This is a genomic window from Veillonellales bacterium, from assembly GCA_039680175.1.
In the GTDB taxonomy this organism is placed as follows: domain Bacteria; phylum Bacillota; class Negativicutes; order JAAYSF01; family JAAYSF01; genus JBDKTO01.
In genome coordinates, this window is the sequence record JBDKTO010000092.1 from 1 (window position 1) to 15023 (window position 15023).

15 protein-coding genes are annotated in these 15023 nt (G+C 49.9%); 1 reads left to right on the forward strand and 14 read right to left on the reverse strand.

Translation table 11 applies throughout. The annotated features are described in order from the left end of the window. A partial coding sequence (locus ABFC84_15765) for a hypothetical protein (protein ID MEN6414195.1) occupies nt 1-181 on the reverse strand: 181 nt, incomplete at its 3' end. Nucleotides 182-335: 154 nt separating this feature from the next. After that, nucleotides 336-491: a hypothetical protein gene (locus tag ABFC84_15770; GenBank protein ID MEN6414196.1), complete on the reverse strand. Its 156-nt coding sequence runs from the start codon at nt 489-491 to the stop codon at nt 336-338. Between the two features lie 372 nt (nt 492-863). Here ABFC84_15770 and ABFC84_15775 point away from each other — a divergent pair, with 372 nt between their 5' ends. Then, on the forward strand, nt 864-2405 hold the full coding sequence (locus ABFC84_15775) for a recombinase family protein (protein ID MEN6414197.1): 1542 nt from the start codon (nt 864-866) through the stop codon (nt 2403-2405). Here the strand turns inward: ABFC84_15775 and asnB are convergent. The 12 genes from asnB to ABFC84_15835 all read right to left on the reverse strand — a co-directional run bounded on the left by asnB (nt 2344) and on the right by ABFC84_15835 (nt 15022). Beyond that, nucleotides 2344-3927: an asparagine synthase (glutamine-hydrolyzing) gene (asnB, locus tag ABFC84_15780; GenBank protein MEN6414198.1), complete on the reverse strand. Its 1584-nt coding sequence runs from the start codon at nt 3925-3927 to the stop codon at nt 2344-2346. The two genes, ABFC84_15775 and asnB, sit on opposite strands and share 62 nt — an antisense overlap. Before the next feature lie 165 nt (nt 3928-4092). Further along, nucleotides 4093-4512: a glycine cleavage system protein H gene (locus ABFC84_15785; protein MEN6414199.1), complete on the reverse strand. Its 420-nt coding sequence runs from the start codon at nt 4510-4512 to the stop codon at nt 4093-4095. A 248-nt stretch (nt 4513-4760) separates the two neighbouring features. Continuing rightward, the gene (locus ABFC84_15790; protein MEN6414200.1) at nt 4761-5678 is read right to left on the reverse strand and encodes an NAD(P)-binding domain-containing protein; all 918 of its coding nucleotides are present in this window, start codon (nt 5676-5678) and stop codon (nt 4761-4763) included. A 45-nt stretch (nt 5679-5723) separates the two neighbouring features. Further along, nucleotides 5724-6698, reverse strand: coding sequence for an alpha-ketoacid dehydrogenase subunit beta (locus tag ABFC84_15795; protein ID MEN6414201.1), 975 nt, complete (start codon nt 6696-6698; stop codon nt 5724-5726). Next, nucleotides 6691-7671, reverse strand: coding sequence for a thiamine pyrophosphate-dependent dehydrogenase E1 component subunit alpha (locus tag ABFC84_15800; protein MEN6414202.1), 981 nt, complete (start codon nt 7669-7671; stop codon nt 6691-6693). The genes ABFC84_15795 and ABFC84_15800 overlap by 8 nt, the downstream gene beginning before the upstream one ends. A 33-nt stretch (nt 7672-7704) precedes the next feature. Continuing rightward, nucleotides 7705-8646, reverse strand: a complete 942-nt coding sequence (locus ABFC84_15805) for a radical SAM protein (GenBank protein ID MEN6414203.1) — start codon at nt 8644-8646, stop codon at nt 7705-7707. Beyond that, nucleotides 8615-9730 (reverse strand): radical SAM protein, encoded by a 1116-nt coding sequence (locus ABFC84_15810; protein ID MEN6414204.1) that lies wholly within the window; start codon nt 9728-9730, stop codon nt 8615-8617. The genes ABFC84_15805 and ABFC84_15810 overlap by 32 nt, the downstream gene beginning before the upstream one ends. A gap of 30 nt (nt 9731-9760) precedes the next feature. Continuing rightward, nucleotides 9761-10900: an NAD(P)/FAD-dependent oxidoreductase gene (locus ABFC84_15815; GenBank protein ID MEN6414205.1), complete on the reverse strand. Its 1140-nt coding sequence runs from the start codon at nt 10898-10900 to the stop codon at nt 9761-9763. Further along, nucleotides 10825-11958 carry a hypothetical protein gene (locus tag ABFC84_15820; GenBank protein MEN6414206.1) on the reverse strand — a complete coding sequence of 378 codons (1134 nt, stop codon included), beginning with the start codon at nt 11956-11958 and terminating at the stop codon, nt 10825-10827. Before ABFC84_15820 ends, ABFC84_15815 begins: the two co-directional genes overlap by 76 nt. Continuing rightward, nucleotides 11951-12364, reverse strand: a complete 414-nt coding sequence (locus tag ABFC84_15825) for a hypothetical protein (GenBank protein MEN6414207.1) — start codon at nt 12362-12364, stop codon at nt 11951-11953. Before ABFC84_15825 ends, ABFC84_15820 begins: the two co-directional genes overlap by 8 nt. A gap of 40 nt (nt 12365-12404) precedes the next feature. Further along, nucleotides 12405-13574 (reverse strand): (Fe-S)-binding protein, encoded by a 1170-nt coding sequence (locus ABFC84_15830; GenBank protein ID MEN6414208.1) that lies wholly within the window; start codon nt 13572-13574, stop codon nt 12405-12407. Further along, entirely contained in the window at nt 13571-15022 is a 1452-nt protein-coding gene (locus tag ABFC84_15835) for an FAD-binding oxidoreductase (GenBank protein MEN6414209.1), read from the reverse strand. The genes ABFC84_15830 and ABFC84_15835 overlap by 4 nt, the downstream gene beginning before the upstream one ends. Nucleotide 15023 lies beyond the last annotated feature (1 nt).

A 15023-nucleotide genomic window follows, 5' to 3' on the forward strand; every position in this document is an offset into this window, starting at 1 on the left:
TTTTTGTGTTAGAATCTGTAGTAATTTGTCCAAAAATGGTATAATTAGTTGTTTCCTTGCCAGAGGAAGCAACTATCCAGCGTCGCTCGGTTACCTCCTTTGTGGATAACCGAGCGATTTTTTTATCCCACCAGCGGATTGCAGGAGTCTTCATAATCTTTTCCGTAGTTATTGCCCGCATTCTGCACCGGTATCGCTTCTTTTCTTGACTCCGGCTGCTAAGCTCCCCATTATCTTCTGTTAGCGCTTAAATTGCATTTTTCAGTTCATCACACCGCTCTTTTAATTCACTGATAAAATTAAATTTTGGGCTGTCCACTTTTATTGCAGCCGGATTAACCGGCTTGTGACTTCTTCCGTTCATGATCGGTAACAATGATAGCCAGCATCTTCTGAATGCTTTCACTGGAAGGACTATTCGTAAAAGTAACGTGAACAATCGCTTTTCTGTTTTTACCGTAGTTTACTTTCATTGTTATATGGTCTTGCATATCACCACCCCCGTACATGATATGCGGATACTGGTTGTCTGCTTGCATGTCAATCAGCAGGAACACCGATAATAAGTAAAATCGCATTCCGCATAACTGCCGGTTGCTCAATTTCTAATTCCGAGTCATCACTCGGAAGCTCGGAAGCTTGGATACAGGAACAAGCATCATGAAACTCAACATTTTGTATTTTTTATAGATATGAAACATTTTGTTTCATATAATAGTATTACGGGTGGTGTAATATGATCAAACCAACATTCGCTATTCACATTGCCATTAAGAAATAGTAAAGGGTTAACGCAACAACAAGCTGCCGGCTTATGTTTTACCTTAATAGCAGAACGTATATTCTCTTTCAGGAGGAAACCTATGCAAAATGCAGCGATTTATGTCCGCGTCAGTACAGACCTCCAAGCCGAAAAAGGCTACTCATTAGAGACACAAATCGAAGCATGCCGAAAGTATGCCGAGGAAATGGGTGCCGCTGAAATAACTGTATTCAAAGATGATGGCTATAGCGGGGAATACATCGAACGGCCGGCGATGTCGGAGTTACGGGAAGCGATAGGCCAAAAAAAGTTTCAGGTTGTTGTTGTCTATGACCCTGACCGTCTGGCGAGAAATCTTGCCCATCAGCTCATAATTACCGATGAAATCGAGAAATCGGGTGCACAGCTTAAATTCGTTTCTGTAACATTTGAACACTCTCCCGAGGGGAAACTCTTCTATTCAATCCGCGGTGCAGTGTCGGTTTATGAAAAGGCAAAAATTATTGAACGCGTCAGTCGCGGAAAACGCGGAAAACTTCAACAAGGGAAAATCATCGGCGATACCAAACCTTTTGGATATCGCTTCGATCATAAAAGTAGTAACTATATTATTAATGAAAAGGAAGCACAAATCGTTAGACATATCTACTCTTGGCTGGTTAACGAAAAAATCGGTACTCCGGGGATTGCCAAGCGGTTAAACGCGAAGGGCTTTGTTAGCCCACGAACTAAGAAACCTTGGACACCTAATACAATCTATTATTTAATAAAGCAGCCACGATATATGGGTACGCATATCGCGCTAACAACGAAAACAGTAAGTACCGGGATTAACAGTAAAAAAGTGGTTAAACGTCCGGAAAGCGAATGGATTGAGGTACAGGTACCTGCCATAGTCGATGAACTCACTTGGTATGCCGCTCAAAAACAACTAAGGATGAACAAAATGAAGTCATCCAGAAACCAAAAAAAGGACCACGTTCTTGCCGGATTGATTTTCTGCGCTAAGTGCGGCCGAAAAATGAAAATTGAATACAGCGGCAGAAAACCATATCCCGGTTACTATGTCTGTAATGGGGTGGTTAATCCCAATTTCCGTTACGCTGGCGGTTCCCGTTGCGATACCAGACGTATTCCCTGTGAAGTACTTGAAAACACAGTAATGGATATACTAGAAAATATCTCAAACAATCCAGCCGAATTTGAAAAATATATATCCCGCCCCAGTAATGAAATGAATATTGAAGAAAAGAAAAATGACCTTGATCGATTGAAACAGCGCGAAGATGGTCTTCATGCTCAGAGAAAAACCATTTTACGGTGGTTTCAACAAAAAATTATTGAAGAAAAGGATGCCGAACAACAACTCAAATCCCTTAAAAGACAGCAGGACGGTATATCAGACTATAAAAAAAGCATCATTAAAGAAATCAACAATTCACCGACTCCACCCGAATATACATCTAACGATCTCGTGGAAATTGTGCAGAATTATTTTAAGGATAAGCCGCTGACATTTGAGAAACAGCGTGAATTGGCCTTAACCGTTATCAGTAAAGTGACTGCCATCCGTATTGATGCTACAACTGGGCGCAGCAGTGTCCCTGAAATTGATGTACATTTAACTTTTGTGGGCGTTTGAGGTGAGGGTCTTTCATCTCCCAGGGGACGTTCCAGACATACTCAACCAGCCGGTGGTCACAATACGGTACGCGGACCTCCAGACCAAAAGCCATGCTCATTCGGTCTTTCCGGTCAAGCAGTGTCGGCATCCAGCGAGTTAAACTTAAATAAAAAATTTCCCTCATTCTAGCCGCATGAGCGTCTTCCCCCGGCAGCCTGGGAACCTCTGCCAACGCTGCCTGATAACGCTCATTCACATATTCTCCGGAACGAATGGACGCATTCACTTCCGGCGACAGCCATTCCCGGCGCATTTCCGGATGAGGCGCCCAGGGGAACGTACCTGATTTCAGCATATCCTGCCGGTAAAACCAGGGATACCCGCCAAAAACCTCATCGGCACATTCACCGGATAAAGCGACGGTAGCGCCCTTCTTAATTTCACGGCAAAACAGATATAAGGAGGTATCCACATCCGCCATTCCCGGCAGATCGCGGGATATGGCCGCGTTAGGCAGACTTTGGACAAGCTCCGGCGTATCCAGAAGCACATTATGGTGGCAGGTGCCGAAGTGTTTGGCTACTTTTTCCACCCAGGGAGCATCGGCATTCGGCTGAAAGCTGCTGGCCTTAAAATAGCGGTCATTATCCAGATAGTCAACCGAATAGGTATCAACCGCTCCCAATCCATCCTTCTGATACGAATAAGCCGTTAACGCCGTGAGAGCGCTGGAGTCCAAGCCGCCGGACAATAACGTACATACGGGGACATCGGCTACCAGCTGCCGTTTTACCGTATCTTCCAGCAAATTTCTCACAGTCTCCACTGTGGTTTTAAAATCATCGGTATGTGACTTGCTGTTTAGCTTCCAATACTGAGTGATATACAGTCCGTTTTCGTTATAGACGGCACAGTGTCCCGGCTTTAATTCAAAGACATCGCGGAATACGCCGTGTCCCGGCGTACGCGCCGGACCGAGCATAAAAACCTCGGCCAAACCTTCGGCATTAATTTCCGGCTTGATAGCCGGATTAGCCAACAACGCTTTCAGCTCCGAACCAAAAATCAGACCGTCTCCCCGCCTGGCATAAAACAAAGGCTTAACGCCGATACGGTCACGGGCTAAAAAGAGATGCTGCCGGAATTCATCCCAAATGCCGAAAGCAAATATACCGTTAAACCGTTCTACGCAGTCACTCCCCCACTCCATATAAGCAGTCAGCAGTATCTCGGTATCGCAATGGGTGGTAAAACCATAGCCCCGGGATTCCAGATCCTGCCGCAATTCCGCTGTGTTATACAACTCGCCGTTATAAGTAATGGCATAGCTGTATTGGCCGCGCTTTCGAATCATCGGCTGGGCGCCGTTCTCCGGATCCACTACACTCAGTCTCCTGTGTCCCAAAGCCGCATGGGGTGCAAAATACATACCGGAAGCGTCCGGTCCCCGCGCCGACAGCTTCTCCACCATAGCCGCCAGCGTTTGGCGCTCTTTTGTCAAATCCAGCTTCCAGTCAATCCAGCCGGCAATTCCACACATGTAGACTCAACTCCCCCTGTACTATCTCACATTGAATTTTATCGGGATATAGTATGCCTAACCCAGGTGAGTTGCTACAAATGATTGAAACCAAAACCGGCCTCGTCGATAACGAAGCCGGTTTTGGTTTCCCGCTGCAATAATAAAACATACCGATAATCCTTCTTATTCCGGTTTTGCGTGTTTCGCTTCTTCTTCGGCAAAGAATTTTTCCGCCGTTTCGCCATGCAGCAATGTTCCCAAACTGCCGGCCAAATTCTCAGGCTCCATGACGCAAATCCATCCCTGTCCATAGCAATCGTCATTCAATAGTTTAGGATTGGTTGTAAGGGCCGAATTGGTCTCAAGAACCTTTCCATTCATAGGAACCTTAAGCTTACCGGCCCATTTTCCTGATTGAATGGAACTTAAGGTAGCCCCTGCCGCCAGCGTCTTGCCGACTCTCGGTACACGAATAAAGGTGATCTCGCCAGCCAGCTGCTGCATAAAATCACTGATGCCAATTCGAACGGTATTTCCCTCTAGCTTGATCCAGGCATGATCTTCCGTATAATACAGCTCTTGTGGAATAACATATTTTGACATCTTCATCCTCCTTGCCAAATACTTTCTCTTTAGAATTTCCCTCTTGTCAAGGTAAAATACATGCAGAAGCAATGCAGCCGCTATAACGTTCCGGCTATTTTCTGAAATTTTTAGTAATTTATTCAAATCAGATTAGCGCAACAAAAAGTGAGTATTCAACTAAAGAACACTCACTAAAAAGCATTGCACAATTTTCCCTTGTCTATTCCGGTGCTGAATAAGGTATCGCTTTTTATTAAAATTGAAGCTTAATTACTTTTTATTTCCACACCCATGTTCTTTTCGTAGATCCGGGCAATGGCGCAATGATCCTCGTTGACTTTGCCGTCATCTTCCATTTCATTCATATAATCAAGAACCATTTTAGACAGGGGAATCGCCACGCCCAGTTCTTCGGCCAGATGAACCGCATTTTTCAGATCCTTCTGGTGTACGGCAATTCTGGCGCTTGCCGTAAAATCCCGGCTGATAATTTTCGGTACCTTGCCGTCTAAGACTTTGCTCCCGGCAAACCCATCCTTAATCGCCTGAAAAAGAACCTGGGGGTCAAGTCCTGCCTTGACTGCAAAGGCAAAGCTTTCGCATACTGCGCCAATATTACAACCCACGATCATATTATTGGCAAGTTTGGCAACACAGCCGCAGCCTGTTGATCCCATATAGGTGGCGGAGCTTCCCACACAAAGCAGCAGCGGCTTCACTTCGTCAAATATTTCCTGATCGCCGCCGCACATCAGCACAAGGCTTCCGGCAATCGCTCCGGATTCTCCTCCGCTGACCGGAGAATCAAGCAGTCTCACGTTCTTTGCTTTTGCTTTGGGATACATTTCCCGTATCACATTAGGAGCGGTTGAACTGAGATCGACAATGATGATTCCCTGTCTGCCTGCGGCAAGAATTCCCTCTATATTTGCTTTTACAAGGTCATTAGTCGGCAGGCAGAGGAAAATGATATCGCATTGCTGATAAATTTCTTTCACTTCATCGACCAGTACGCCGCCGTTTTTCTTAAATTGATTTTTCTGCTTTTCCGAAATATCGAAAGCCATAACCGATTGTCCGCTTTTTTTCACCAAATTGCTGGCCATGGGAAGTCCCATAATTCCTATTCCGACAAACCCGATTTTTTTCACAACAATCCCTTCCTTCATATAAGATACTGACATGGACAGCCTTTATCTATGCCGGCGACTTACGTAAAATCCAAGCAATTATTTCATTTTTTTCACTGCCGCGACGATATCTTCCACCTGAGGCGCCACAAATTGTTCCAATGGCGGGCTGAACGGAATCGGCACATGGCGAAGTCCCAGCCGTACCGGCGGCGCATCCAGTTCATCCAGCAAAGTTTCACAAATGTAGGCTGTTATCTCCGCACCGACACCGCCAATCTTTGGCGACTCATGAACCACCATGACTCTGTGAGTCCTGGCAACAGACTCGGCGATCCCCTCCCGGTCATAGGGGAAGATCGTCCGGAGATCAAGAACTTCAACCGAAATATGATCCTCTTTCTCCAATTGTTCCGCCGCTTTCAGCACCTTTTGAATCATAGCGGAATAGCTGATAATCGTTACGTCCTTGCCGGAACGAAGAATATTGGCTTTACCGATTGGTGTAAAATATTCTTCTTCCGGCACTTCTCCCATCTGGCCGAACAATCGTTTGTGCTCAAAATACATCACCGGATCATCGCTGCGTATGGCCGACTTCAGCAAACCTTTTGCGTCTGCCGGATTAGAGGGGATCACCACTTTCAACCCGGGAACATGCAGAAACCAGGCTTCTACCGATTGACTGTGCTGAGCGGCAGCCGAACGAATAATTCCGTCAGGGGCCCGTACGACTAGCGGCACCGCCGTCTGCCCGCCGAACATATAGCGGATTTTGGCGATTTGATTAAACACTTCGTCCATAGCCACACCGAGAAAATCGGCAAAATGCATATCAATCACCGGACGGCAGCCGTTCAGGGCCGATCCAAGTCCGGCGCCGACAATGGCCGTTTCGGAAATCGGCGTATCCCGCACCCGTTCCAGACCGAATTCCTGGGGCAGTCCTTTGAACTGGCCAAAAATACCGCCTTGCCGGGCGATATCCTCTCCCATCACAAACACAGTGGAATCACGGCGCATTTCTTCCGCCATGGCTTCTAACGTTGCTTCGGAAAATGTGATTTTACGCATCGTGCCACACCCCTTCCACAAACAAATCTTCCAGTGCTTCCTCCGGTTCCGGCCAGGGACTTTCTTCCGCGTATTTCACAGCAGCTTCAATTTCAGCCGCTGCCGCCGCATCCAGAGAATCCAGTTCTGCCTGTGTCATGCTTTTGTCGGCCAGCACCTTTTCTTTGAACCGCTTAATCGGACAATTGCCTTTCTGGGCTTCCACCTCTTGTTTCGAACGATACTTTTCCGGATCACCGACAAAATGGCCCTTAATCCGGTATGTTTTCGCTTCAATAAAAGTGGGACCTAAGCCGCTTCTGGCCCGCTCTACAGCCGTTTTTGCCACTTCATAGACAGCAAATACATTATTGCCGTCCACAACGACTCCCGGAATTCCATAACCATGGGCCCGATCCGATACGTTTTCCACATTACAGGTGGTACGATAAGGCGTTGTGGATGCATATTGATTCAGCTCCAAAACAAAAATAACCGGCAGCTTCCAGGCAGAAGCCAAGTTGACTGCTTCATGGAAAGTCCCCCGGTTAGAGGCGCCGTCGCCGAAAAAGCAGACGGCAACCTGTCCTGTTTGCCTCAATTTCGCTGCCAGTGCGGCACCGGTAGCAAGATTATAGCCGCCACCGACTACACCGTTAGCCCCCAACATGCCGATGCTGAAATCGGCAATATGCATCGAACCGCCTTTACCTTTGCAGTAGCCGGTCTTCTTGCCAAAGATCTCGGCCATCATCCGCTGAATATCCGCTCCTTTGGCAATACAGTGTCCATGCCCCCGGTGGGTGCTGGTAATTAAATCCGTTTTCGCCAGATTCGAACAAACGCCGGTAGCAATTGCCTCCTCTCCGATGTATAGGTGAATGAATCCAGGCAGGACTCCGCCGAGGAATAAATCATTTGCCTTTTCCTCAAAGTGCCGGATTCTTACCATGGTACGGTAAAAATGGGTTAACATTTCTTTGTCAAAATCCATAACATTACCTCCTCCTCCCTATGTTCGCCTTTATTAAAAATCGGTCAGTATGCCGCAGCATACTTCACGATAGGCTACGGAATAACCGCGGGATAACACATAATCCACCGTTTCTCTGGCCGGATAAGCAATGGCGGCAAATCCGGCATCCACAGCATAGCGTTCAGCTGTTCTGGCGTACTCACCCGCCGGACGGGCACATCCCAAAGCAATCGGCAGAGACGACAGCTTTTCCCTGGCGGCCTGAAATACAGCTGCCACTTTCGCTAAATCAGGCGGCGGACATTGAGCCATGTCAGTACCCGGCAACGATTTTAGGATGACCAATACAAGACTGTCGGCTCCTTCGGCGGCAACCATATCCAGGGCAGTATACTCACCGCGAATTTCACCGTAATGCAGGCCAATCACGATATGGGGTGACGTTTTCAGCCCGGCATTCCGGGCGGCTTGCAGACTGCGGCGATAATCTTCCGGCGTCTTGTCCAGATGATAAACCTGCCGAATCGTCGCTGCATCGCCAATCAAATCCAGCGCTACCCTGTCCACCCCCGCGTCAGCCAATATATCAGCTAACTTCGTCGTAAGCAGGCCAGGATGAACCACAACCTTTAACCCCAGCGCGCTGACTTTCTTTAATGCTGCGCCAAACCGTTCCAGGGGAACACTGCCATCCCTGCAGGCGCCGCCGCTGACCAGAATCCCCTTGCAGCCTTCGGCGGCCAGTTTTTGCGCCTGGGCAAGCAGCAGCTCCGGCTCGGCAGCTGACAGCATGCCGGACAGCATGCTGCCGTTGCAATGAGCACAGCGGCATTGGCATTGGGTTCCGGTTACGCTGATATTGACAAAAGAGCGGGGCGTGTTGGTATAAAGGCCATTGTCATAATGCCGGGACCCGGGAGCATAAAAGACCATCTGCCGTTTTTCCGTTCCCGCCCCTGGTTCAGCAGAATGTTCCATCAGCCTGATTGTCACCTCCCGCTCCCTTTATTCCCTGAAAAATCTGCCGGCGGATGAGCGCCATATCCTGACTGTTGGGAGTAACCGGGTAGTTGCGCAGTACCGGGCCCGGCCGTTCATTGCCATAAGGCCGGTTGCAGGCTGCACAGCCTGTGCTGTCGGGACAGCCGGAGGTCATAAAGGGAATACCGGCGGCGAGGTCTTCTCCCAGCAATTCGGCAATCGGCCGGCCATAGCCGACGATTTGTCCCCGATCATTATATTGAAATGCGTTGGCAGCGATGATTTGGTGATTCAAAAGATAGATTGCCAGCTGGATTCGCCGGTATTGCCCCAGCTCAGGCGGCGCATGGTGAGCCAAAGCACTGCCCGGCTCCGGGCAAAACGAAAACAAATGAGCTTCGGCGCCGCGCCGGACAGCATTTTGAATAGCATCAACCATCTGCTGCTCGGTTTCACCCAAACCGACGATCAGATGAATACTGACCTTGCCCCGGCCAAATACCTGCACCGCGTGATCAACGGTTCCCCAGTATTTACTCCACTGATGAGGTCCCCTTACCTGTTTCCCCCGAAACTTAGCAAAAATTTCCGGCGTTGCCGCATCGACAGCGATGCCTACCCAATCAACTCCTGCCGCTTTCAGCTGGGAAAAATAATGAATCGTATCCGGAATCAACGTGGGAGATACTAATACGCTGACCGGTAAAGGAACAGCTTCCCGCAGCTGTTTTGCTACAGCGATGCTATCCTGTTCGGCCCGGGGATGAGTAATCATTGATATGCAAATCCGGCCGAATGATTTATGCCGCGGCGGCTGCTCCTGCTGCTGCTTTAATATGGCGGTGATTTGCGACAATGGGTATACCGGCCATTTTACCCGAATAAAAGTCTGTCCCTCCACCACTGGGGAACGTTCCCTAGCCAAACCGCAATAACTGCAGTTTGCCTTGCAGCCATCCGGATAAGTCAGCAGCAAGTTTAAACTTCCGGGATAAGCGTCCCGGTAAAACCGTCCCGGCTCCAGTCCCAGGGCCATAGCACCGGCAAGACTGGTCTGCACATATTCCGGACTTGTAAGTTGATTGACAGATGTCATGGTTCGCCTCCGAGATGGTACATAGTATAGTTACCTTCGATAATATTCTGAAAATGATATCCAGCTATGATGAATTACGTCTGAAAAAGGCCTTTCCCCCGCTGTCCAAGCTTCATCGCGCCGTACTATCGCTTGCCGGGCCTTAGTCAGATAAATGCCGAACTCTTCCTGCAAGGCCGCTGTATATTCGGCGGCGATTTTTTCTGCCTGGTTAGGAAAATACCGCTGAATGACACCGGCTGCCAGTTCTCCGCTCCTGACTGCTGCCATGATTCCCGCTCCGGTGATAGGATGTGCACAGCCGGCGGCATCTCCGGCCAAAAGCAAGCCGTCTCCGGCTAACCGGGCAGCCAGGCCGCCTGCCGGTATGAGCCCGGCGGTCCGGGTATGAATGGTACAGTCGGTTATGATCTGCTTGGCGGCTATTGTCTGGCAAAACCGATTGAGCCAGACTTCTAATTGACCCCGGCAGGAGGGATGCGCGGCCAAGCCTACATTCGCGTATTTCCCTTTGGGAAATATCCAGGCATAACCGCCATAAAGCCATGGTTCAAAATGAACTTCCACATTCTTCATGGGATGCGTCAATGTCATTTCATACTGCAAGGCCACGCTGGTTTCCTGCCGGGGATTTCCCAGCCACCCGGCGACGGCTGAGCGGGGTCCGTCACAGCCGACAAGCAGGCGGCAATTAACTGTCCATTGTTTTGAACCGGACTGCAGTATCAGCTGATTATCCTGCCAATGAACCGCCCGTATTCCCAATGATAAATGCGCTCCGGCCTGAACCGCGGAATCGGCTAAGTACTTATCCCACAGACAGCGATTCAATATGTAACCGGGTGCTTTGATTTGGTTTGCCAGCACTCCCTGGATAAAGGTCCGCATCCCGTCTATCGGCTGGGCAATATCCTGAGGCCGGATTGCAGCATGCTGTTTCAGGATTCGCGGGACAAATTCGGCACATTGCACTTTTGCCCCGACCGCGTTAACCTGATCAACCAAAAGCACCGCTAAGCCCGCCTGGGCCAGGATGCGCGCTGCCGTACTCCCCGCCGGCCCTGCGCCGACAACTGCAGCATCGTATGTCTCTTTCAGCATGACACCACAGCAGCCTTCCCGGTGATTGGCCGGCCGCCGCCTGCTTTTGCCCGTTCCACCGCCAGCCAAACGGCAGCAATAAAATCTTCCGCCGCTACGCCGGGGATCTCCGCCGCTGAGCCGGCAAAAAAGTCATGAATCCGCCAGCTGATTATTGCCCGATCAATCGGCGTATTTTTTAAAGCGGTTTCCAGGTCATTCACCATTCTGGCCGGATAGGCAAAGAAGTCGCCGGTTATGATGACATATTTAATCACCTGAATCTTGTCATCCAGCCGCATTTGAATCCGGATCAAACCGCCGGGCGCCTTGTAACTGGCCAAACAGTCAAGAGTATTTACGACACGGCTGTCCGTTCCGTAAATCCATTCTTCCGACTGGATATACGGCAGACGCTTCTGAAACATTTCCTGCTCCGCCGCAGTACGTTCCCCGGGATAAAAGGTACATTTCAAGGCTTCCCGCAGCCCGGATAATACCGCCTGCTTGATATCCCTGTGAGCGGGAATATATCCCAGCTGCTTATGCAGAGAAGTCACCCGCTCATCCATGGAGCGAATGGCTTTATCACTCATTTTTTCCACAGGAAAGCGCAACGCTTTTACCATTTCCCGGATATCAAAATCAACTAACAGACTGCATTGAAACATGAAGGAATGATTTAATTCCGTTCCGCCGCTGCCGGCTATCTTTTGACCTTTAATTTCAATATCATTAAAAGGACGATACGCAGCCGCCAATCCCAGTTTTTGTAGTCCTTTAGCAGTCCCTTCCAGCAAAAGGCGGTACATATCTTCCACCTTCCGGGGAATCCCCGGCGTATTTTTGGCGGCATGCAGCGACCAGCCTAATTCCAGCGGTCCCCAATACAAGCTGCCGCCTCCGGTAATTCTCCGGTTAATATCCAAGCCATGTTCCCGGCAATAAGGAACATTTACTTCCAAATAAACATTTTGATGCCGTCCTACCAGAGTGCAGGGCTTAAATTGGAGAAAACGCAGCGTATTGGGAATCAACCCTTCGCTATGAGCCTTCACAATGACTTCGTCCAACGCCATATGCTCCGCTGCTGTAAACGGCGCCGAATCCAGCACCCGGAAGGCGAGATCTTGCTGCGGCTTAGGCATCTTGTTTCAGTTCCTCCGTCAGCCAGTCCGACAACTGGTTTATCGTCATAAGCTCAGTCATATCCAGGGATTCGCTCGGCTCAATCTCGGCAAACCAGTTGGAATAGGGCGATTTGCCGATACTGCCGGGTTGCTTGACAACTTCATCATTCACCTGGACAATCCGGCCGCTGACGGGAGCGTAAATACGTCCGACCCATTTGCCCGCTTCCAGCGAGCCGCAGCCGCTGCCTTTTTCCACTACCGCTCCTGCCTCCGGCAGCGCTAGATACAGCACATCGCCGGTTATCGCCAAACCGTAAGGTGTTAAGCCAAAACGTATTTTGTTGTCCAGATTGGCTATCCACTGATTATGCCGGTCATACAGCAAATCTTCGGGAAAGTCCCAATCGCCAATTCTTACCATGATGTACTCCAACTCCTTACTCTAAATCATTATCAGCCGGCTAATCTTCTACTGCCATCCATAAAAGTTCAGTCACATCCATAACCTGCAAGGGAATTTTCTCTTTCCGGGCTGCCTTTTCCAGCATCTGTTCGCACTGCTGGCAGGCCGACACGAGAATATTCGCCTTTGTTTCCGCCGCTTCCGCGATTCGCTTACCGGCAATGGCATCCGCCAGTTTGCTGTCAGCTCCCTGAAGATTGCCGCCGCCGCCGCAGCAGGTGGAATCCATACCGTGGGTAGGCATCTCCACAAAGGTAATGCCCGGTATACTGCGGATAATCTGACGCGGCGGCTCAAACACCCCGCTGTTGCGTCCCAAATCGCAGGGATCGTGATAAGTTACTGTTTCTTCCAGTTCGTTAGGCACCAGCCGTCCCGCCTGCAGAAGTTCTGCCAGATACTCGGTGACGTGAGCCACCCGGAATCCCAGTTCTTTCCCCATAATCTTCGGATAAACATGGCTCCAGGTATGGTAACAGGAAGAGCAGCTGGTAACCAAAGTCTTGATTCCCATTTTTTGTATCGTTTCCACATTATGCCGGACAAATTCTTCTATTTCCCCAGCGGCTCCCGCTGCCAGCAGAGGAAAGCCGCAGCACCATTCTTCCCCGCCCATGGTGGTGAAATTCACTTCGGCTTTCTGCAGCAGTTGGACTACGGCAACCGGAATCTGCGCTGCCCGGGGAAAAAAGGAGGATACGCAGCCGACAAAATACGCCACCTCAGCCCCCGGCTCCTGATCCAGGTTTTCCGGCACTTCGTCCATATCTTCCGCCCAGTCCAGCCGGGTAACATTAGCAAAATTAGTAATATTTTTTTTATCCTTTAAGTTTGATACAATGGCAGTATACGCTTGCGGTGCCACTCCCTGCTCCACCAGCTTGCCGCGCAGTTCCTGCCAGAAAGTCTGCAAATCAATTCTGGCCGCACAATTTTTCGTACAGGCGCCGCACATGGTACATTGGGTGATCCGTTTGGCAAATTCGGGGCTGATCTTATCTCTTTGCTGCCGGGCGAAGATTTCTCTTGCCTGAGAAATCTTTCCCCGGGGCGTCGCCGATTCCCAGCCGATTTCCCTGAATGTGGGACATTCGGAACGGCAGCTGCCACATCGTCCGCAAATCAGGGATTCTTCGGCTAATGTTTTATAAAAGCTGTTTGCACTCATGCCTGACTCCTCCCTTTGTAGAACAATCTGGTTGCTGCCAGTAAATCCATGCCGATATTATAAAACGGCGGCGTCAAAAACAGCGGGGACTGATACAGTTTGCCAGGATTCATAATATTGAGAGGATCAAGCTGCTGCTTGCGGCGGCGCAATTCCGCCAGCTGGCTTTTATTGTAACTGCGATGCAGGTAAGGCGTGTTCCACAGGCCAGTACCGTAAGGCGATGCGCCATATCGGGCGCCGATGTCATGCAGTTTCTTTACCAGAGCCAAGCCCTGCAAATATCCTACCGTATCCCGTTCGTCGGCATTAAACATCGTCATAATCATAACGTGGCTGGAAGTAACGACATGACCATAGGTTTTCAGGCCCAGATGCTGACTGTTATCATAGTCTGCGGCGGATTGCAGATAAGCTGCCAGCTTGTTAATCGGCAGCAGCAATTCAGCGCCCAGCAGAGAAGGTGCTTCCCGTTTTAACAGCAGCGAAAAAAAGCGGTTTTCCCATTCTTCCGCCGCCGCTTCACTTCGATCAGCGGCACCTGCTGCCGACAAGCATTCGAAGTATCCTTTTCTGGCAGCTTCGGTGGCCGCTTTTGTTCCATCGGCGTCAAAGGCAACCGTATAGACCTGAGATGCCTCTTTATCGGCCATTCCATGGCGATAACGCAGGGCGTTACACTCCGGATCACTGAAATGGAGATTAAAGGGCAGACTGGGCAATTGAACAACCTGCTCAATAAACCGCTGTGTATCCGCGGCATTGGCGCATTCGGCCAAGCCGTGCCATTCCTGCTCCGGCAGCGGCCGGACTCTGAGCTCGATTTCCGTCATAAGCCCTAAAGTTCCTTCCGATCCGGCCAGCCAGGAAAGCGGAACCTTGCTGGTTGTTGTCAGATTCTGAACGCTGCCGTCCGGCAATACTGTCCGGGCGCCAATCACCTGATTGATCAACGGGCCGAATTTCAGACTGCCGATCCCATAGCCCATCATGGCCAGCCAGCCGCCGACTGTCGCCGCCGGTGCACTGCTGGGATAGGAGCAGACCGACAATTCCTGCCGATTCAAGTCCCGCTCCAAATCTCTCCAGACCGTACCGGCCGCCACCTTGACGGTATTATTTCCCCCGTCGACTGAGCGCAACCCTTTCAGTTCATTCATATCCAGTAAAATTCCGTTTTTAGCACATACGGTATTAAAGTATACGGTTGAGCCGCCCGCCCGACCGGTAACCGGAATCCGTTCCTGAGCTGCCATTTTTACAATTGCCGCTACTTCTTCCACGCTGTTGGGCCGTACCACAATATCGGGCATGGTCTTGGCCATCGGATTGACCAGGAAATCGGGAACAGGCGCCAAATCCCGTTCATAGAACTGTCGTTCAAATAATTCGTCGGTAGCGCGTTCGCCCAGCATTTCTTTTAATGACTGACATACTTTGGCGCTCATA